This is a genomic window from Candidatus Magnetobacterium casense, from assembly GCF_000714715.1.
Lineage (GTDB): Bacteria > Nitrospirota > Thermodesulfovibrionia > Thermodesulfovibrionales > Magnetobacteriaceae > Magnetobacterium > Magnetobacterium casense.
On sequence record NZ_JMFO01000001.1, the window covers coordinates 205,384 to 226,292 of the forward strand.

A 20,909-nucleotide genomic window follows, 5' to 3' on the forward strand; every position below is an offset into this window, starting at 1 on the left:
CATAGATGCTCTCTGAACTGCTCAGGATCCGCCGCACCTACAAGAACATAAACCGGATCAGCCAGATTTTAAATGTGTTTATCAAGCACGGGTTTGGGCAGGTCGTAGAGATGCTCAATCTCAGCCGACTGATCCCGTTTCGCAAACGTCTCAAGCTCCTGACCGAGGGCGAACTTATCGAGACAACGGTGGCCGAGCGTCTGAGACGTGCATTTGCCGAACTGGGGCCGTCGTTTATTAAGTTGGCGCAGATACTCTCCTCACGCCCCGACCTCATAACCGAAAAGTATGCCGATGAGTTTGAAAAACTCCAGGACGAGGTCCCACCCTTTGACTTTACCGATGTGCGCCGGATAATCGAAACCGACCTCAAGGTGCCAATAGGTGACATCTTTGACTCCATTGATGAGCAGCCCATAGCCGCTGCATCGGTATCGCAGGTGCACAACGCCACACTCAGGGATGGCACCAGGGTGGTGGTCAAGGTGCAACGTCCGGGGATCAAGGAGATCATTGAGACCGACATCAGTATCATGAAATTCTTGTCTACGCTGATGATAAAGTACCTCCCCGATGCCGACATCTTTAATCCGCTGGGCATAGTGGAGGAGTTTGCAAAGACCATCAGGAAGGAGTTGAACTTCACTGAAGAGGTCAGAAACATCGCACGTTTTGCGGCTAACTTCAAGCACTCCTATGCGATAAAGATACCCAACACCTACGACAAGTACATCTCCGACAGGGTGATTGTGATGGAGCGGATCGAGGGCATACGGATGAGCGATCTCGGCGCCATGGACGCAGCCGGACTGGACAGGCACGACATATCGGTCAAGCTCGTCAATGCCTACTTTAAGATGATCCTCGATGACGGCTTCTTTCACGCCGACCCCCATCCGGGCAATCTCTTTGTCCTGTCCGATGGCAGGGTGGCCATAGTGGACTTTGGCATGGTTGGCTGGATCACCCCGGATGTTATGGAGAGCATAGCCGCCATCCTCCTGGCGCTGATCAACAAGGACTTTGATTCCATGATTGACCAGTTCATCGCCCTTGGCATGGTTACGGAGGAGATTGACCTTGACAGGTTCAAGCATGAGTTCATGGCCGACCTCATGGAGTTACTCCTGCCCTTGTACGACTCCGCCCTGGCCGATATCAACTTCGCACAGTACCTCGACACAATAACACGCCTGTCGATTAAGCACAAGCTCAGGATACCGTCCTCTATGCTCTTGATTGACAAGTGTATGCTCATCATAGACAGCATAGTGCGCGACCTTGACCCGGAGTTCAATTTCATTTCGCACGCAACCCCCTACACCTCCACGCTGCTGAGGAAGAAGTATGGCCCCAAGCGTGTCATGGACAAGTTCCAGCGCAACTTCACCGAAGTCGCCGACTCGATCATTGACACCCCAAAGAAGATGCGGGTGCTTCTGAGGCGTCTTATAAACAACGAGTTTACCACAAAGATATCCATTGTGGGCATTGACCGTCTGATCAGGGACCTTGACCGCTCCACTAACCGTCTCTCTTTTAGCATCGTCATAGCCTCGATCATCATGAGTTCGTCGATCCTGACCGTATCGGGCGTGGGAGCCAAGATATTTGACATCCCGGCCATAGGCACCCTAGGTTTTATGATCGCATTCTTCCTCGGCATCTGGCTGATTATCTCCATCCTACGCTCAGGCCGCCTCTGACGGGAAGTTGAAATTTTTTTTCCTTTAAGTTATACTTAATTTATATTATAATTCTTATAATTGGTTAAATCTTGATCATGAAGGTAGAGGGTGTGCAATGGATGATATTAGTAATATAGACGACATCTATAAATATTATGAAATCCTTGGTGTTGGTATAGACGCCACCGAGGAAGAAGTAACTCAGGCATTTAAAGATATGCTCAGTATATGGCATCCTGATCTGTTCAAGGAAAACCCTATATTCCAAAAAGGCGTGAAGGAAAAAACCATAGAGATCAATAACGCATACAAGAAGGTCATAGATTTTATAAAGACTCAGAGGGCTGATGAACCCGCCGCCCAAACTACGGAACAAACAGAAACGGAACAAACAGAAACGGAACAAACAGAAGAAGAAGACAACGCACAGCAGCAGAGATATAGCATACTGCAGGCGGGTATAAGCAAACTTGAGGCAGCCACCAGTATGCTGGAGGAGCTTGCCGCCATAGAGGAACTCCCTGACATAGAAGAGCTGACCACCATAGAGAACGAGGCCCCTGTCGGACAACCGGAAGACGCCGACTATGATGGAGATGATTCAGACATACTGAAACAGGTCGAATCCATATACGAAGAGGACATAAGCACAAATGATGTCGTCCTGGATGAGGAGGCACACACTACTGTACTTGATGAGGTAGCCGCCATCTTGGAAGACGAGCCTGAGACACAGCAAGCGGATGTCAACACGCAGGCAGAAGACATTGCCAGCACGCAGGTTGATTATGTCGTACAGCAAGAGGACGTCATCCAGGAAGACGAGGGCGTTGTCGCCGTGCAGGAAGACGAGGGCGTTGTCGCCGTACAGGAGGACGAGGAGCCTGTCGCCGTTCAGGAGGAAGAGGAGCCTGTCGCCGTTCAGGAGGAAGACTCTATCGTTGTGGAAGACGAGGCCATTGCCACCGCACAAGAGGAAGCCGCTGCTGCCGCACAACAAGAAGAGGATGCCGCAAGTGAGAACGACTCCGTTGTCGGGGAAGAGGACACCGATACAGACAGCGCTACTGGTGTTGAGGAGGATTCAGGCACTCAAGGGGCGCTGGCAATTCCAGATACGTATGTAGGTCAATGGCGCCACGGTAAGTACAACGGACAGGGAACCCATACGGACCACGACGGTTCTACGTATGTGGGCCAGTGGAGGGATGGCAAGAAGCGTGGTCAAGGCTCTGTGAACTTTGCCGATGGCAGGAGCTATGAGGGCGAGTGGAGAGACGACAAACCAAGTGGACATGGTGTTTATACGTTCCCTAATGGGGAGACTTATGCCGGTGAGTTGAAGGATGGCTTGGCTAATGGCTATGGTACTCATTCCTATGCCGATGGTACGACCTATGTGGGTAATCTCAGGGATGGCCTGGCCTACGGACAAGGGGCCTATACGTTCCCCAATGGTGAGACATATGCAGGGGAGTTGAGGGATGGGTTGTTCAGCGGACAGGGAACCTATACCTATGTTGATGGTTCCACGTATGTGGGCGAGTGGAAGGACGGCAAGAAAGAGGGCCAAGGCACTTATATATATTCTAACGGGGACAAGTACGTTGGTCTGTGGAGAGATGGCCTGGCTAACGGACAAGGTACATATACATTTATTGATGGTGCCACGTACGTGGGTCAGTGGGTGGATGGCTTGACCAATGGCAACGGCACCCTGACCTTTCCTGATGGTGAGAAGTACGTCGGCGACTGGAGAGACGACAAGAAAGAGGGCCAGGGTACGCTGGTCTATCCCGATGGTGAAAAGTACTCCGGCGAATGGGTCGATGGCAAAAAGGAGGGGCAGGGTACGTTGACCTACCCCGATGGCGAAACCTATGCCGGTGAGTGGTTAAACGACAGAAAAGAGGGTCAGGGCACCCAGACCTACGTAAACGGTGAAAAATATGTCGGCGACTGGAGGGATGACAAGAGAGACGGTCAGGGTACCTACACATACCCCAACGGTGAGACGTATGCCGGTGAATGGGTAGAGGACAGGAAGGAAGGCTACGGCACCTATACGTACATAAATGGAGAAAAGTACGTGGGCGATTGGAAGGACAACAACAGGGATGGCCTGGGCACGTACACGTACAATGACGGCTCCTCATACGCCGGACAGTGGAAGGATGGCAAGAAGGATGGCCAGGGCACTTACACCTACCCAGATGGCTCATCGTATGTGGGGCAGTGGAAGGATGGCAAGAAAGACGGTCAGGGCATTTATACCTACACGGATGCAACCTACGAGGGGCAGTGGGTGGATAATAAGCGCGAGGGGCAGGGGACGTTGACCTTTGTCAATGGTGAGAAGTACGTCGGGCAATGGAAAGACGGCAAGAAAGACGGCGATGGGACGTTGACCATGCCTGATGGCAGAAAGTACACAGGCCAGTGGAGAGACGGCAAAAAAGATGGTGAGGGTTCGCTGACCTTCCCCGATGGCTCATCGTATGCCGGGCAATGGAAAGACGGCAAGAAAGATGGCTATGGTACAATGACCAGGTCCGATGGCACCGTGATAAGGGGCTTCTGGAGAGACGGCAGACTCGAGGTCAGAGAGTCAACGACCAGACCGGATGACAGGAAGATGCTTGAAACGTAGGTAAATATAAAAATTTAGCTGGACATTTTTCCGACAAGGTGGTACACTAAAATTAAGCGGGGCCATAGGCAACCGTGATCCATAAAAATTACTAAGGAGGAGACTCAGATGAAACGATTTGCAGTAATTTGGGTACTGGTGGTGTTTTCTGCAACGGCCATAGTGGTTAGTGCACATGCCCAACCCAGGTGCGGCAGAGGTAACTACAGTGGCTGGGGTTGTACGGGTCAGGGCCAGGGGCAATATCAGAGGATGTATAACCCTCAGACGGTAGAGACCGTTTCAGGCGTTGTGGAAGCGGTCGAGCAGTTTACTCCGTTAAAGGGCATGTCCTACGGGTTACATCTCCGCCTCAAGACACAAGAGGGCAGCGTGGCGGTGCATGTCGGACCGGCAGGGTATGTCGAAAAACAGGCAGTAAAGCTCCAGGTCGGCGACAACATTGAGGTAAAAGGTTCAAAGGTAACGTTTAACAATGAGCCGGCGATAATCGCTGCCGAAATCAAAAAGGGCGACGCCGTGTTAAGTCTCAGAAACGATAACGGTATCCCCAACTGGGCAGGCACCGGCGGCATGGGCGGCAGAAGAAGATAAGCAGAAGAGTATAAGTAGCTATAACAACAGAAGAAAAGAAGGAGGGCGGTTTACAGCAGGAGTGCCTCACCCCCTCCGCCTCCTCAGACCTCCCCCGCAAGGGGAGGAGCGAGGCGCCCTAGCCGAAAAGAAGTCCCCTTGACCCCATCTATTCTTAACCCTAATGTTCTAAACATTTATGCTCCGTTATTATTAAAACTGTGCGCATAAAAACCATTGAGACAAGAGGGCAGGCTTACAGGTAGTTGTTTTCAATCCGCTGAAAAAGTTTCAACCGTCAACGTATCGGCAACATGAATCCCGTCAGAAAAAATTCCTGCAACATTCACGATTTTTTCACACAGATATGTTAGCATATAGACATGGTAGAAGATTATAGACATAACTTGCAATGTTATAAAGGAGGATACTAAGATGTTAGAGGATTTGGGATATCGAAGACGACGGCGCCCCATAGCCGCCATGACGCTATGGATAGGGCTACTATTAATGATCGGCATTGTATTTCCTGCCATGAGTGAGGCCAACAAGACGTTGACTATAAACAAGTCACCATCAGCAGGCGGTGATGTAACAGGCTCACCATCTATCAACTGTGGGGCCACTTGTTCCTATTCTTTAGCTAACTACGCTGATGTAAGCCTAACCGCAACGCCGGCGGCCGGATATGTTTTTTCAAGCTGGTCCGGGGCTTGTTCAGGGACGTCAACCTCATGTTCCTTTAACATGAACAACGCGTCAAAGACTGCCACGGCCAATTTTGCATTGGCTGCAACACCGACTCCAACGCCAACTGCAACACCGACAGGTAGTCCAACACCAACACCGACTCCAACAGCAACACCGACGCCGACAGCAACACCGACTCCAAGCCCTACTCCGTCACCAACTCCAACGCCTGTCTGCCCAACACCTGCACCGACCTCAACGCCAACTCCAACCTCAACCCCGGTGCCGATAAGCTCAACCACCACCTACTGCGCATCGCCACCGTTTATGCCACAGACGCTAAAGCCAAACCTGTTGCTGATGCTCGACAACTCCTTCAGCATGTATGACCCGGCGTATTACAGCACTACGTCCTTTAACTCGAACCCTACAACGGGGATATATCCGGGCTATGATAACTCGTATAACGATGCAACGACATATTACGGCTACTACAACTCAACCCAGTTGTATGAGGCAACGGGTGGAACGACCTTTGCAAACGATGGCAATTGCTCGTATTTCACGACCTACGCAGGCACCTTGCCCAATGCATCATGCACGTATATCAATACGAATTACCTCTGCCTCACCCTCAACGCCGGCTGGACTGATGTCACGACCTTCAGGGCAAGCGGTAACTTCCTCAACTGGCTGGCCATTTCCAAGATGGACGTACAGAAGCTGGTGCTTACCGGAGGCAAGTACGATAGCAGCTACCAAAAGCTGGTCGCCGAGACAAGGGGCTGGAACGGCATGAGGTACCTCAAAGAGGTCAACACGGGTACAAATGCCGTGACATTTGGCATCCGTGGCCCAAGTAACGGAAAATATCCGGACTTTGGAAGCTCGGATGGCGGAACAACGAGGATTGACGTGTTTTTAGGGAACTTTGGCAGCACCGATTGTATGCAGGCCATCTGGGAATGGCTGTACGGCAACCTCGGACAGGCAAAACACTATACTCAGCTATGTATCCCGGACCCCCCTGCCACCGGTGCCAACGCGACATTGCCAACGTTCAATCACGTGATGCAGTCGTGCTGGTTCTGCGGTACCCCATGTACGGCAGCCGCTATCAGTAATGGAGAACAGACGAGGATGGAGAACGACTGTGAGCGTTACTATGATACGCTTAACCCTATTGCACCACCCACCTATGCACAGGCCAACACCCTGGCGTCAGTTTGTGCCATAAGCCCAAATGCCGGTTTGCCTTACGTTGGCGATTGCTATAACGGTGGTCCTTGTATCATTGGCGCCTCTAATCAGAGTCATACCTGTGATAACTGTGTTGCAACGGGGATAGCCAACTACTGTAACGGCGTAACGGCATTCCCCACCGTGGACCCAACCGGGGATGCACTCCTGACCCAGGGCGTTAATGGCGCTGGCACGCTTCCGGCCTTTCTGCTCAACGTTGGTGCGATGGCACAACTGGGTTACCCGATAAAGACGTATCAGGGCAGGATCGATAAGTCAGCCGCACCAACAGGGCTTATCCATGACTTCTATAACCTGATAAAGTTTGGCGTTATGACATTTAATACGGACGGTTCCGCTTCAGAGTGTGCAACGACCGCAAACATGACCTGCCCCACGGGGACAAACTACGATGGGGGCAAGATCGTCTCCTACATAGAGCCAAGCGACGACCAGGCCACCCTCAATGCGGCCAAACAACCGCTCATTGACAGCATAAACGCTATAAGGGCCTCCACGTGGACACCTTATTCGGAGTCCTTTTATAACGCAATAGGCTACTTTGCCAGCAACGCGAGTATGCGTCTGAATGCCACTGACTTCAACACCACTCCGGCCCCCGTAAACTACACCTGTCGGCAAAACAACATCCTCATCGTCACCGATGGTGTCTCTACGGCAGACCAAAACGCAACCGTAACCACCATGGTCAACCCCGCAAACAGCCCCGATGGCGATAGCGACTCCGATAACAGTTGCCTGTTCTACGGCGGTAGCAAGTACCTCGACGATATGTCGTGGTTGGCCAAACACAGAAAGATTACGGATATTGCAACCCCCTTGACTACGGCTCAATTAACTCAATTAAAGGCGGCAGACACCATCACCACCTACACGGTCTTTACCGGCGAGGACAACGGTGCCACTGATGAATGCAGTCCCAAGATATTGTTGCAGAATACGGCTGCAAACGGTGCCGGCACCTATCAGGATGCAAGCAATGCCGCAGCGTTACAAAATGCCCTGAGGACGGCGTTTCTGGCCATATCGGCAAAGGCGGCATCGGGAACAGCGGCCTCCGTGTTGGGTGAAAAGTCACGGGAAGGCGCTAACATCCTCCAGGCGGTGTTTTACCCTAACAAGTTATTCAATATCACCACTCCCTCAAGTACAATAACCCGCTCGTGGCTTGGCTATCTCAATAACTTCTGGTTCTATGAAGACTTCACGGCCAATATCGGTAACATCCGGGAGGACACCGTAAACGACAAGATATTGAACCTGACCTCTGACAATATCGTCAGCTTTGACTTCGTCAACGACCAACTGATAGTCCATAGCTGGAGCGATACAAACGGAGACGGCTTAGGTGATGTTGCACTTGCAGACAAGACCCTCGACGACGTAAAACTCATATGGGAGGCCGGAAAGGTATTGTTTAAGAGGGTGCCTGCCACAAGAAAGATATTTGTAAACGACAGCAGCGCCACGTATCCCAAGACGACTTCCGGCTCCACTTGTAGCGGGGGTAACTTTGTTACCTTTACAACGGGCAATAAGGGCTGCTTCAGCAGCTACCTCGGTGGAGACCTGAACGGTGACAGTGTTGTAGACGCCGCTGATGCCACCCAGGCAGACAGGCTGATTGACTACGTCATCGGCACCGACTACTCGGAATACAGGACCAGGACACTGCCGCTGACAAACCCCGTTGATCCCGCAGTGACAGGAACGTGGAAGATGGGCGATATCATACACTCGACCCCTCAGATCGTAAAGTATGACAACCTCTACAGCGACTACAGCGTTGCCTACGTGGGAGCCAACGACGGTATGCTGCACGCCTTTAAGATCGGAAAACTAGACTCCACAGGTCTCTCCGGCACCCAGAAGGCACAACTCACCGTTGGCACCAAAGACGCCATTACCCTGGGGGAAGAGCTGTGGTCATTTATACCCAAGAACGCCATTCCGTATCTGAGATTCTACGCCGACCCCAACTACTGCCACTCCTACATGGTAGACCTCAGCCCATACCTGTATCAGTATGGCAGTAAGCGCATCATTATAGGCGGCATGAGGCTTGGCGGAGGCTGCGGCGGGACATCCAGCGTCAATCCACCGTCAGACACGTGCCCTGACCCAACCCTGGCCTCGTGTGTAGGGATGTCCTCGTACTTCGCCCTGGACGTCAAGGACCCCAAGAACCCCAAATTGCTGTGGGAGTTTACCGATCCGGCACTCAAGTTCAGCTACTCAGGCCCGGCAGTGATAAACTATGCCAACACCAAGTTCGTGGTCTTATTGTCAGGCCCCAACGGCTATGACGGTTCAGCCAACCAGACACTCAAGGTGTTTATCCTCAAGCTCAAACAAACGGATGACTCTATTGATACAATCTACACCAAGGACCTTGGAGCCTCTTATGCAAACAGCTTTGGCGGCAGGTTGTTTACAAAGGGGCTTGATATGAACGAGGACGGCAACACGGATTTCGTGTTCTTTGGCTATTCCAAATACTTGGGCACTTCAAGTGGTTACCCTCAATGGGGTGGCGGTGTCGTAAAGCTATACATCAATGGTACCGACCCCACGCTCTGGGTATATGACAAAAACTATGTTGGCTTTACAGACCCGGATGGCTTTCCGGTTACGGCAAAGGTTGCCTTTGACAAGTGTTTCGATAAGTTCTATCTGTACTTCACCTCAGGCAGATACTTTACGTCAACCGAGATGTACAACACGGGTACTGGACCAACAACGCTGAAGTCAGACATAGTGGCAGGAGTCCCGCTTATGTGCAACTATCTCAACTCCTGCAACCCTACCAGCATTAACGTAGCGGCTACCGGTACGACCTCCGTATCATCGGCTACGACTGTGTGCAGTAACCTCTCAACGTCCTCCTACGCAAATGCGGCCTGGTACAGGTCACTGGACCCGATACAATCTCCGTACTATATGGAGCGCGGCGTAACCGACCCGGTAACTACAGGGGCTAACTATGTGATGTTTGTAACGGCAAAACCCTCCGACGATATCTGCTCGTTTTCAGGCAGCTCTCGTGTATGGGGCTTTAATTGCGCAACCGGTGGGGCCGTCACCAACACCGCGTGCTCAGGTAAGACGGTCAATATGACCAATATCCAGGGGACGTTATTGTTGCAGCTTTCTACGGCGGCTATAAATCAGGTCAATCTGCAGACTGCCTTTACCAGCTCTCCCGGTCTGCTCTCTACCCCTCCCAGTGCGGGTATGCCGCCTCCCAATCCACCACCAATCACGAAGACCGGCACAGGCAGCAAGATCATACACTGGCTGGAGAAGTAAAAAGAAAAAAAAGGGGGCGGCTCTGCCCCCCCTCAGACCCCCCTGCAAGGGGACCAGTCCCCTTGACCCCATTATTCTTAACCCTAATGTTCTAAACATTTATGCTCCGTTATTTATCAGCAGAACATTTTGCAGGGGTATCTAAAAATAACGTTCCTGACTTTCACGATTTTTTCACGCAGATATGTATATGATATAAACATGGAAAGAGATAGCAGACAATTTCAAGACATAACCAAGGAGGAATATACCGATGAGAAAGACATTGTTATTAACCGTAGCCATTGTCATGGCAATGACTGCCAGTGGTGTGTATGCCGGTGGTGGACTTAAAAAGAACGCTTATTCCGGCAATTCGGCAGCAAAGACACAACCGGCGCAGGAAAGAGACATCTCAGGCTTTGTTCATGAGGTGTCTTATAGTTATCCCCAGTATATAGTGATAGGAGAGACGCAATTCCATATCGATAAGGCGACAGTTACAACGATGGACGGCGCTCCTGCTTCTATATCGAACATAACAAAAGACAAAAAGGTGAAGCTCGTGATTGACGCCTCGGGTGTTGTTACTGATGTGTTGTTGTATGAAAATCCACAATAAACAATGTTGATATAATCTGGAGGATAAAATGATGATACGGGATTCAGTACATGGAAGGTTGAGGCGTACCATAACCGCCAGGATGCTATGGCTTGGTATTTTATTAGTCATTGCCATTGCTTTCCCTGCTATAAGTGAGGCAGGACATGACCTGGATGTGTATAAGTCGCCGTCAGCAGCAGCCGGTACTATAACAGGCACCCCTGGCGGTATTAACTGCGGAACTGGTTGTAGCCATGAAAACCATGATTACGGGTCGTGGTCCCCTACCGTGACACTGACCGCAACCCCGGCTGCCGGATACACCTTTGATCACTGGTCGTCCAGTTGTACACCGGTACCAGGTCATCCGGAACAATGTACCATATACGTCAATTATGACAAGTCTGTCACGGCCTATTTTACGGTGGCCGGCACTCCAACTCCAACACCGACACCAACTCCGTCTCCAACGCCAACCCCTACTCCGTCTCCTACACCGACCCCAACTCCAACGCCAACATACGCCCCACCCGCCGGTATGTCTGCTTACTGTTCCACACCGCCATTTGTCACGGGCAACTTCCCGCCCAATATAATGATCATCCTCGACAACTCCGGCAGTATGCGTACCAACTCCGCTTACCCTGACAGTTCAAACAGTTGCAGTAGTTCAGGCAACCCATGCAAGGAATTTAATCCCAATATCCAATACTATGGCATGTTTGACCCTGACTATTGGTATGAATACACCGGTAGTGGCGGTACATCCTCTTATACCAATGACAAGTTTTACCCAACCGCTACAAAGGCCTCGCGTGCAAAGACCTCAACGGAATGGGACGGTAACTTCCTGAACTGGATCACGATGAAGAGGATCGATGTGGCAAAACTGGTACTCACTGGGGGCAAGGTTATGACCACCGCATCGCACGCTGGTTACGTCGCTGAACCCTCAGGTTATAGCAGGGTCTATGCCGATGACGGCAGCTCCGACTTCTATAGAAACATATGTTATCCTGGAAACTATACCTCCATGAGCAATACCGGTCATGAGTGTAATTTTGCTATCAGTACTCCAACATTGAGCACTCCGACCAATTCAAGTGGAGGCTCTCTTACCGCAAGTACCACTTACTACTATAAGGTGTCTGCATGTGACGCCAACGGTTGCAGTATTGCTTCAAGCGAAAAATCAAAGGCCACCACGAGTACGAACAAGACGATAAACCTCTCATGGAGTAGCGTCAGCGGGGTAACCTTCTACAGAATATGGCGCGGCACAAGCGCCGGCAATGAAAACCAATACTATGACGTCAGCTCTTCAGGCACGACCTATGCCGACAACGGCTCTGCCACCTTTACCGCAGGCACGCCCCCAACGCCAATAACCTTCAGGATTGACGGCACAAGTGGAACTTATACCACGATACCTTATTTCTACGACAACGCAAGTTCCTCTTTTAAATGGAGGATACAGGCAAAGGTTGTCACGCCCCTGGGGGCCATACAGGCAATCGGCAGTAAGGCAAGATGGGGCCTCACTTACTACGACTCTACTTATGAGGGCGGACAGGTGAATATAAACATCGCCAACAATAATCACACAAGCGTTGTCGATTCAATAAATCAAAAGATGCCTTCCGGTTATACGCCCCTTGCCGAAACACTGTGGTCTGTGGTTGGATACTTTGCCCAGACGGCCTCGGACGTGGGAGGCACTCATGGCTCAGGTAACGGAGGGACGGGGCCACAGTATAATAGCGGGGATTATACAATAAGCGCCGCTGCTGACCCATACAACGGCTTTATCGACTCGGCAGGCACTTCCGTCTATGCCCCATGCGCCAAGAGTTATGTGCTGTTGATAACGGATGGCCTGCCTACCAAAGATGGTAACATACCGTCAACCCTGACAGATTATGTACGAGGCAAGACTAGCTACAACTGTGAGCCTTATGCTACATCAGGGTCGTCATCGTCAACGTGCGGAGATTCCGGTAGCAACGAGTGTGCCTGTCTTGCGGCAGGCCCTTTTGCGGCTTCCGTTATTGATTTTGATGCAGTCGATGCAAAAGGCGGGCTTGAGGATGTGGCTTATTACATGCACACCAACGACATCAGATCAGGCCTGTCGGGTACTCAGTCGTTGAACCTGTACACAGTCTTTGCCTTTGGAACCAACGCTACCCTCCTGAAATACGCGGCAATCAACGGCAGCTTTGCCTACAGCGGCACCCACACAAGCCCAGGCACAACAGCGCCCTATGCGGATTGGACATCTGATACGGTCAGCTATACCCCCTCCAATTACTATGACGCCTCCGATGGCTACGCACTGCAGGGGTCTATACAGACGATACTCCAAAACATTGTAAAACAAGCAGCATCAGGAACGGCGGCCTCCGTTCTGGGTGAAAAGGCACGGGAGGGGGCAAACGTCTTACAGGCGGTGTTTTATCCAAGCCAGGACTTTGACATCACCACACCGGCAAGTGTCACCACGCTGTCGTGGCTTGGCTATATAAATAACCTCTGGTACTATGAAGACCGTGTCAACAATTACGGCAACCTGCGGGAGGAAACGCTCGCCGACAACATCCTTAACCTACAAAGCGATAATGTCGTCAGCTTTGATTTCGTTGGCAATCAACTGGTCGTTCACAACTGGGAGGATACAGACGGAGACGGGATAGGTGACAATCAACGTCCTGATAAATTGCTTGATGATGTAAAAATGGTATGGGAGGCCGGCAAGATATTGTTTAAGAGGACTACTGCAAGGAAGATACTTGTAAATGACAGCAGCGGCACTTATCCCAAGTCGGCCGGCGGGACTTTTTTGACATTTACAACGACCAACAAGGGCAGCTTTGGCAGTTACCTTGGGGCAGACTTAAACAGCGATGGCTTTGTAAACGCCGCCGATGCCACGCAGGCAGACAGGCTCATCAACTACATGATTGGCACCGATTACGCCGAGTACAGAAGCAGGACGTTACCGCTGACAAACCCCGTCGATCCCACAGTAACAGCCCCGTGGAAGCTGGGGGACATCATATACTCCACCCCCCAGATCGTGAAATATGACAACATCCACAGCGATTACAGCGTTGCCTATGTGGGCGCAAACGACGGTATGCTCCATGCCTTCAAGATCGGGAAACTAAGCTCCACAGGTCTCTCCGGCACCAACAAGGCTCAAATAACAGTGGGCGGAAAGGACAGTATCGTACTAGGAGAAGAGCTGTGGTCGTTTATACCTAAAAACGCCCTTCCGTATCTGAGGTACTATGCCGCCCCCAATTACTGTCACGTTTACACGGTAGACCTGAGTCCCTATCTGTATGCCTATGGCAGCAAGCGTTTACTGATAGGCGGGATGAGACTTGGCGGGGGATGCGGAGGGACCTCAAGCGTAAATCCGCCCACAGACACATGCCCTGACCCAAACTCCTCAGCGTGTGTAGGGACGTCCTCGTACTTTGCCCTTGACGTCAAGGACCCAAAGAATCCGAATCTGTTGTGGGAGTTTACCGATCCGGCCCTGAAGTTTACCTTTTCAGGCCCGGCGGTTGTCAACTACGCTAACACCAGGTTTGTGATCTTCCTGTCCGGTCCAAACGACTATCAAGGCAACTCCAATCAAAACCTCAAGGTGTTTGTCCTGAAGCTCAACGCAAACGATACCATCGCTACGGTTTACACCAAGGACATGGGCGCCTCATATGTCAACAGCGTTGGAGGCCGGTTGTTTACAAAGGGACTCGACATGAACGAGGACGGCAATACGGACTTTGTGTTCTTTGGTTATTCAAAGTACATAAACACGGTATCCACGTATCCTCAATGGGGCGGAGGCGTTTTCAAGATACATATAAACGGTACCGACCCTACGCAATGGGTGTATAACGAGTATGTCAACTTCGCAAACCCGGGTGGTTTCCCAATCACGTCGAAGGTCACTTTTGACAAGTGTTTTGATAACTACTACCTGTACTTCACCTCCGGCAGATACTTTACATCAACCGAGCTGTACAACACCAGTACCGGGCCGGTAACAAACAAGCCCGATATAGTGGCAGGTGTTCCCTTTATGTGCAACTATATCAACACCTGTAGCCCAAGTAGCATTAACATCCCATCCATAAGCATTGGTTCACATTCGACCTCCGGTTCTGCGACGACCTCTGGTAGTGTATGCTACAACCTTGCGACTGGTAATTACGCCAATGCGGCCTGGTACCAAGCCCTGAACCCGATCGCATCCCCTTATTACATGGAGCGTGGCGTGACCGATCCGGTGACCACCGGAGCCAACTACGTAATGTTTGTGACCGCACAGCCATCGTCTGATATCTGCTCATTCTCAGGTCAGTCGCGCATGTGGGGATTTAACTGTGCAACAGGTGGAATGGTAAACAGCACTGCGTGTGCCGGTAAGGCGGTCAATACATCGTCAGTACAAGGGATTTTGCTGATGCAACTTTCTACGGCGGCCATCAATCAGGTTAACCTCAAGAATACCTTTACGGGTGGTGGCGCTGTGCAGGCGACCGGTTTTAGTGCAGGAATGCCGCCCCCTAACCCGCCGCCAATTACACAATCCGGCGTTGGCGATAAACTTATTCATTGGCTGGATAAGTAGGAAAGAAGACATTGTTATTCACTGCGGCTTATCCCCGTAGTGAATAACAATAAAAAAATGTTGCTGATTTTTTCACGATTTTTTCACACAAGTATGTTAGACTATAAGCATGTTAAAGATTGTACACAATAACAATGGAGAATTAACCGGCAGATGCCAACCCCTGCCAATGTTTAAGATGAGATGTGTGTGAGACGATGAAGATAGTGCATGACAATAAGGGTTTTACCATGATTGAGACGATCGTGGTACTGGTAATCGTGTCCATTATTGTAGGGCTTATGGTGAGTCAGTTCTCGGGCACAACGACAAAAATAGAGATAGAAGTCGGTATAAAAAAAATGTATGGAGACCTCATGGAAGCCAAGTCAAAGGCATACTCAGAGAGAAAGACCTACGGTCTGTACTGGAGTGCCCCCACTGCCGTTGCACAATACGAGTTTAGGGTCGATACGGACAATGACGGCAGCATTACCAATAGCGGCGGCTATTCCACCGTCAGAACCGTTACTGTTGAAAAGGTGACGCTTATAAATAAAGAGGGAGTAAATGCTATCCCCTTTGCTATAAAGGGCTCCCTGGATACAGCGGGCTACGGAAATATCGATGCCACCTTTTACAGCGAGTGCAGGGCATGTGACCACGTAACCTCAGGCTGCGACCCCGAAGACATCGCCACAACATGTCAGACGTATGATACTACATCTGATTGCAGCAATCCTGACTATCCTGAGTACTCCTGCATAGTGGTCACATTGACAAGAATAAAGATGGGAAAGTGGTGCAACAATGTCTGTCAACTACGATAACATAAACAACTGCGCCGACAGTATACAAGGCAACACAGCTCCGTACAAAAGTGTGTTCAACGATAAGGGCTTTACTCTGGTTGAGGCACTCGTGTCGATGGTGATACTCCTGTTTGTTATGGTCGCCCTGTTGCAAACCGTTACCGTTGCCAGTAACGTCACATACAAAAACGAACTCAGAGACGAGGTCACAAAGATAGTCAAGGAAGAACTCGAGGCGACAAGAGATGCCAATTTCGACGGAGTATTAACAGGTACGTGTGAAAAATGTACCTCGCCAAACACATATACCCGGCAGTTTAAAAATGCAAGTATTAACTTCGGTATAGTCAAGACGGTAACCGTCCTTGATGCCAACAACAAACGGGTAGACATCACCGTAACGTGGGTATTTAAGGGAGAAACTATGAATTATACCGTAAACACACTCATAAGCCGGTGAAAATCATGCAGACGAAAACAAGACAAAGCGGTTTCACATTAACGGAACTTGTCGTGACGCTGTTTATACTCAGCGCCATAATGGCGGCAACCTTTGCGTCTTTTATTACACTGTCAAAGAGCTTTAAAAACGTGACAAAAGTTACGGAAACTCATATGGAAGACATTGCAGGTCTGGACATCATGCGATATGACATAGAGATGGGCGGTTACGGCCTGCCACGTGCCTACTTCCCCCCGGCGCTGGATATTGTATACACCGAGGCCATTTCTACTACGACTTATGGGACCGACCCCTCTCTGTTAAACGATGCCCCCTCCAACGAACCACTCACATACAGGTTCTCTGACAACACGGGAGGTAATGGCTCCGACGTGCTGGCGGTAAAGTCCCTTGCAGTTGCCCTGACAAACGTTTCGGAGAAATGGACATTCGTCTACTACGACGGCACAAACTGGGTATACAGGTTGTGGAATGACCCGCGCTATGACTTCAAAAATACCGAAAGGGTTATCTTTGTCTCAGCGATAAACAAGGTACTCCAGACCGCTGGAGGTAATTGGCAGTTTACACTCAATAACTGGCCCGTACACGACAGCGTCAATATGCCTACACCGGGAAGCATTGACATTGCCTTTATTATGTATGGGGTCGATAGCACAAGCAACCTCAGAATGCCCTTTAATCGTGTAGACTACTTCCTGTACAGACCCGCAACGAATTTCCCCTCAAGATGCAATCCCAATACGTACACCCTCTACAGGGCCGTGATCAATCAGGCAACCGGTGCACGAGACATCCAACCCCTGCTTGATTGCGTGGCAGACCTCCAGTTGGCCTTTGGCCTGGATACAAATGCCGATAACATGGTCGATTCCTGGACAACCAGCGCCATACCAACTACGGCAGACCTGTTGCAACAGCAGTTGAAAGAACTCAAGGTGTTCATGCTTGTACAGGAAGGGCAGTTTGACCCCGACTTTACCTTTGTAACCAACCCGACCAATCAAATGCTAATCGGAGATAGCAGCATTACCGTTAAGACCTTCGATTTCACATCGCCCGTTAACTTCGGGGCAGATTATGTACATTACCGGTGGAAGCTCTATAAAATGGTAGCCAAACCACTAAATCTTATGTGAGGCGACGTGTATGAAGATACTTAGAAATGAAGCCGGCTTTGGCCTTGTGCTAACGATGATGTTTGCGCTCCTTGCGCTGGCACTTACGGGGGCACTGATGTTTGTTGTGATGCAGGAGTCAAAGCTCTCCGGCTCAGTAAAACGCTACGCCTCTACAATGGAGGCCGCCAGAGGCGGTGTGGCAATAGCAAAAGACTTCATCGTCTCCGGTAAGACAAGCCCCGCCTATGGCACTGTGCAGTACGCCACCTGTACCTCTGACAGGGTATCCAGATCAACCTATGACCCTGATAACACCTATCAGTGGACCTCGTGCAATGCCTACACGGACTATAACTCTAACGTATGCACTACTGCAAACGCCACCAGCGCCGACCCAAAGGTATGTCCCGACTTCATATCCACCCTGGGAGACTACACGGTGTATACGAAATTTGCCGATAACAAGCAGATAATTACAGGCAATACGTACAACGTAATCACGATCTCAATATATGCAGAAAACCCAGCCCTGCTCAGAGAATCCGTAAACATGATCTTCCTCTACCTGCTGAGGGTAGATTAAGGGTAATAGGGTTTGCTAATTATTCCCCCGCAATAACGCTATCATAATTCTATACGGATGATAGACTTACATACACATACGATCCTAAGCGATGGACAACTGATACCATCGGAGCTTGTGCAGCGCGCTGCTGTAATTGGTTACCGGTGCATAGCGTTGACTGACCACGGTGACGCCTCAAACCTTGAGTTCATTATTCCCAGGACGGTCAAGGTTGCCAGAGAGCTTAACAACCACACCACGGTAACGGTGATCCCCGGGGTGGAGATCACCCACGTACCACCGGAGTTGATCGGCGAAATCGTGGCAGAGGCAAGGGCTATGGGAGCACGCCTTGTCGTGGTACACGGAGAGACTATCGTGGAACCGGTCAAGGTGGGAACAAACAGGGCCGCCATAGAGGCTGGCGTTGACATCCTGGCACACCCCGGACTCATCACCGACGAAGACGTCATACGCGCCAGAGACATGGGCGTAACCCTTGAGATCACTGCACGGAGCGGACACAGTCTTTCAAATGGCCATGTCGCCGCAGTGGCAGGCAGGCTCGGGGCAAGTCTTGTCATCAACACCGATACGCACAGCCCCGGCGATCTTATCAATGGACAACGCGCATATACGATCGGCCTGGCAGCAGGAATGTCACCCGATTCGGTGCAGCAATGCTTCAAACGCTCAGAGTATATCGTCAGCAAGGCGTTAAGGTAAAAGATGAATAGTTTTTCAACGATATAGCGATTTACGATTGCGTTCAATACAAAACAGAGAAAGGGGCGACTCCTTCTTCCTCATTGGCATTTTGATACGTTGACAGAACCTTCCATAAATGTTAATCTATACTACGCATAGAGACTGATTGTATGTGATCTATAGATAATAGTGGAGAAGAAGAGATGCCAAAACAGATCAAGAAAAAGGTAGTAAAGAAAGTTGACCCTCAAAATGAACTTGTAGGTGTAGTTGAAAAATTCAGGGGATTTTACGACACCCACAGGAAGGAGATGTTGATAGCAGAGGTTGTGCTGGTGTCAATAGTCATCCTGTCGATAACCGTGTGGGGATACGTGACATTCAGCAAAAAGGCCGCACTATCCCAACAGTTGATAGCCTATACAACATACCACAATATGTACCAAAAGAACGATCCCAAAAACGAACCTCCAAAGGAGCAGCGCTATCAAAAGGCCCTTGAGGAGTTCAAAAAGGCCTACGAAAAAAGCAAATCCCCGGTGAGCCTCTTCTACATGGCCAACGCCTACTATGAGATGGGCAAAATGGACGATGCGGAAAAGACCCTGCTCGAACTAAACAAACAATACGCCGGTAACGAGGATATCCTCCCATTGTCCATGTACAAGCTGTTTGAACTGTACAAGGGGGCCGGTAAACTTGACAAGGCCACTGAGACCTTACAACAGATGGAGAGATTGCGCACCCCCGTATACAAAGACATAGTTCTGTCCCAGATGGCAGAGATACTCAAAAAACAGGGTAAAGACGACGAAAGTAAGAAAAAGATGCAAGAGCTGGAGAAAAACTACCCGAATTCCCCCTACATACCGCCCAAACCCACGCAGGGCGATAATACCCAGGCCGTCCAAAATATACCGATCACGATACCTGCCTCCGGAACCAAGCCAAGTGGCCAATCTGTACCACCTGCAGGAGAACAACCGACAGCGGCAGCTCCGGCAAAGGCGGCTCCGGCAAAGGCGGCTCCTGACTCTCCACCCGTAAACCCGGCAAAGGCACCCGCAGAGAAGTCAGGCAAGTAGCAGAGACGACTAAAGCTAAGTTACAATTAAACAATATAAAAATATAGGTGGTAGCACTCCAGTCCGGCGTGGTCATATCGCTTAAGCACAGTAACAATGCCATACTGCTAAAAATAAAAGTGGCTTAAATGCTGGCCACCACGGTTGATTGTGGTGCTACTAATTTAACGTATTCTCTTAAAAAAACATGGTAAAATGGGGTCAAGGGGGCTTCTTCGTGCCTGGGGTGGCTCACCCCTCCCCTCGCGGGGGGTTCTGAAGGGGCGAGCGCATTGAGCCGGGGGGTCGCTGACCCCTCCTGGAGCGAAAAAGAAGCGGAGCCGCCCCTTTCTTTCTTGCGTAAAAGTATGGTTACCGTGAAATATAAAGAGGATACCTTTTTTTCTCCTCTCTGCTACTCTTTTGTGTTTTTGAGCTTACAGTCATTGTTTTTGACTGGACAACACTTTGGCGCTGGAAGTACTTCATCATACTCTCTGTTAAGCAGTTCGAGCAAATCCGGAATGATAGGGTCTACCAGGAAATAACATTTCAGTCTTCCGTCCATGTAATAATTAATGACACCGTGGTTTCTGAGCAGAGTCAGGTGCTGCGAAACGTTAGGCTGGCTTACCTCAAGAAATTTCTCCAGATCGCTTACACACTTGACGCCCCTTGAAAGCTCTTCTAATATCTTCACCCTTATAGGATGGGCAATAACCCTTAGTAACTCTATCTTTTGGCCAATGCTTTTCATCTCTCTACCTGATACCCTATATCTAAACGTTCTATATTA

The 20,909-nt window shown here is 50.2% G+C and carries 13 protein-coding genes; 12 read left to right on the forward strand and 1 reads right to left on the reverse strand.

Annotation, left to right across the window (positions count from 1 at the left end):
• Positions 1-5 precede the first annotated feature (5 nt).
• The 12 genes from Mcas_RS00905 to Mcas_RS00965 all read left to right on the forward strand — a co-directional run bounded on the left by Mcas_RS00905 (position 6) and on the right by Mcas_RS00965 (position 20,134).
• Positions 6-1,706, forward strand: a complete 1,701-nt coding sequence (locus tag Mcas_RS00905; RefSeq protein WP_040333432.1) for an ABC1 kinase family protein — start codon at positions 6-8, stop codon at positions 1,704-1,706.
• Between the two features lie 97 nt (positions 1,707-1,803).
• Positions 1,804-4,338, forward strand: coding sequence for a DnaJ domain-containing protein (locus tag Mcas_RS17275; RefSeq protein WP_081853495.1), 2,535 nt, complete (start codon positions 1,804-1,806; stop codon positions 4,336-4,338).
• A gap of 108 nt (positions 4,339-4,446) precedes the next feature.
• Complete coding sequence (locus tag Mcas_RS00915; RefSeq protein ID WP_040333433.1) at positions 4,447-4,932, forward strand: MamS/MamX family magnetosome protein; 486 nt, start codon at positions 4,447-4,449, stop codon at positions 4,930-4,932.
• Between the two features lie 414 nt (positions 4,933-5,346).
• A complete protein-coding gene (locus Mcas_RS18595; protein ID WP_200873598.1) occupies positions 5,347-10,173 on the forward strand; it encodes an InlB B-repeat-containing protein in 4,827 nt (1,608 codons plus the stop codon).
• A 253-nt stretch (positions 10,174-10,426) separates the two neighbouring features.
• The gene (locus tag Mcas_RS00930) at positions 10,427-10,774 is read left to right on the forward strand and encodes a hypothetical protein (protein ID WP_040333435.1); all 348 of its coding nucleotides are present in this window, start codon (positions 10,427-10,429) and stop codon (positions 10,772-10,774) included.
• A 28-nt stretch (positions 10,775-10,802) separates the two neighbouring features.
• Positions 10,803-15,401 carry an InlB B-repeat-containing protein gene (locus tag Mcas_RS18600; protein ID WP_081853496.1) on the forward strand — a complete coding sequence of 1,533 codons (4,599 nt, stop codon included), beginning with the start codon at positions 10,803-10,805 and terminating at the stop codon, positions 15,399-15,401.
• A gap of 197 nt (positions 15,402-15,598) precedes the next feature.
• The gene (locus Mcas_RS00940) at positions 15,599-16,210 is read left to right on the forward strand and encodes a prepilin-type N-terminal cleavage/methylation domain-containing protein (protein WP_040333438.1); all 612 of its coding nucleotides are present in this window, start codon (positions 15,599-15,601) and stop codon (positions 16,208-16,210) included.
• Positions 16,191-16,652: a type IV pilus modification PilV family protein gene (locus Mcas_RS15970; protein WP_052566652.1), complete on the forward strand. Its 462-nt coding sequence runs from the start codon at positions 16,191-16,193 to the stop codon at positions 16,650-16,652. Before Mcas_RS00940 ends, Mcas_RS15970 begins: the two co-directional genes overlap by 20 nt.
• Before the next feature lie 5 nt (positions 16,653-16,657).
• A complete protein-coding gene (locus tag Mcas_RS00950; protein WP_040333439.1) occupies positions 16,658-17,794 on the forward strand; it encodes a PilW family protein in 1,137 nt (378 codons plus the stop codon).
• A 10-nt stretch (positions 17,795-17,804) separates the two neighbouring features.
• Entirely contained in the window at positions 17,805-18,359 is a 555-nt protein-coding gene (locus Mcas_RS15975) for a hypothetical protein (RefSeq protein WP_052566653.1), read from the forward strand.
• Positions 18,360-18,416: 57 nt separating this feature from the next.
• Complete coding sequence (locus Mcas_RS00960) at positions 18,417-19,067, forward strand: histidinol phosphate phosphatase domain-containing protein (protein ID WP_040333440.1); 651 nt, start codon at positions 18,417-18,419, stop codon at positions 19,065-19,067.
• Between the two features lie 185 nt (positions 19,068-19,252).
• Entirely contained in the window at positions 19,253-20,134 is an 882-nt protein-coding gene (locus Mcas_RS00965) for a tetratricopeptide repeat protein (RefSeq protein ID WP_040333441.1), read from the forward strand.
• 394 nt (positions 20,135-20,528) lie between these two features.
• Here Mcas_RS00965 and Mcas_RS00970 read toward each other — a convergent pair whose 3' ends face one another.
• A complete protein-coding gene (locus Mcas_RS00970; RefSeq protein ID WP_052566654.1) occupies positions 20,529-20,870 on the reverse strand; it encodes an ArsR/SmtB family transcription factor in 342 nt (113 codons plus the stop codon).
• Positions 20,871-20,909: the final 39 nt, after the last annotated feature.

Coding starts and splice junctions, on each gene's coding strand:
- Mcas_RS18600 (WP_081853496.1), top strand. CDS start 10,803: ATGATGATACGGGATTCAGTACATGGAAGGTTGAGGCGTACCATAACC.
- Mcas_RS15970 (WP_052566652.1), top strand. CDS start 16,191: ATGTCTGTCAACTACGATAACATAAACAACTGCGCCGACAGTATACAA.
- Mcas_RS15975 (WP_052566653.1), top strand. CDS start 17,805: ATGAAGATACTTAGAAATGAAGCCGGCTTTGGCCTTGTGCTAACGATG.
- Mcas_RS18595 (WP_200873598.1), top strand. CDS start 5,347: ATGTTAGAGGATTTGGGATATCGAAGACGACGGCGCCCCATAGCCGCC.
- Mcas_RS00970 (WP_052566654.1), bottom strand. CDS start 20,870: ATGAAAAGCATTGGCCAAAAGATAGAGTTACTAAGGGTTATTGCCCAT.
- Mcas_RS00960 (WP_040333440.1), top strand. CDS start 18,417: ATGATAGACTTACATACACATACGATCCTAAGCGATGGACAACTGATA.
- Mcas_RS00950 (WP_040333439.1), top strand. CDS start 16,658: ATGCAGACGAAAACAAGACAAAGCGGTTTCACATTAACGGAACTTGTC.
- Mcas_RS00930 (WP_040333435.1), top strand. CDS start 10,427: ATGAGAAAGACATTGTTATTAACCGTAGCCATTGTCATGGCAATGACT.
- Mcas_RS00965 (WP_040333441.1), top strand. CDS start 19,253: ATGCCAAAACAGATCAAGAAAAAGGTAGTAAAGAAAGTTGACCCTCAA.
- Mcas_RS00940 (WP_040333438.1), top strand. CDS start 15,599: ATGAAGATAGTGCATGACAATAAGGGTTTTACCATGATTGAGACGATC.
- Mcas_RS00905 (WP_040333432.1), top strand. CDS start 6: ATGCTCTCTGAACTGCTCAGGATCCGCCGCACCTACAAGAACATAAAC.
- Mcas_RS00915 (WP_040333433.1), top strand. CDS start 4,447: ATGAAACGATTTGCAGTAATTTGGGTACTGGTGGTGTTTTCTGCAACG.
- Mcas_RS17275 (WP_081853495.1), top strand. CDS start 1,804: ATGGATGATATTAGTAATATAGACGACATCTATAAATATTATGAAATC.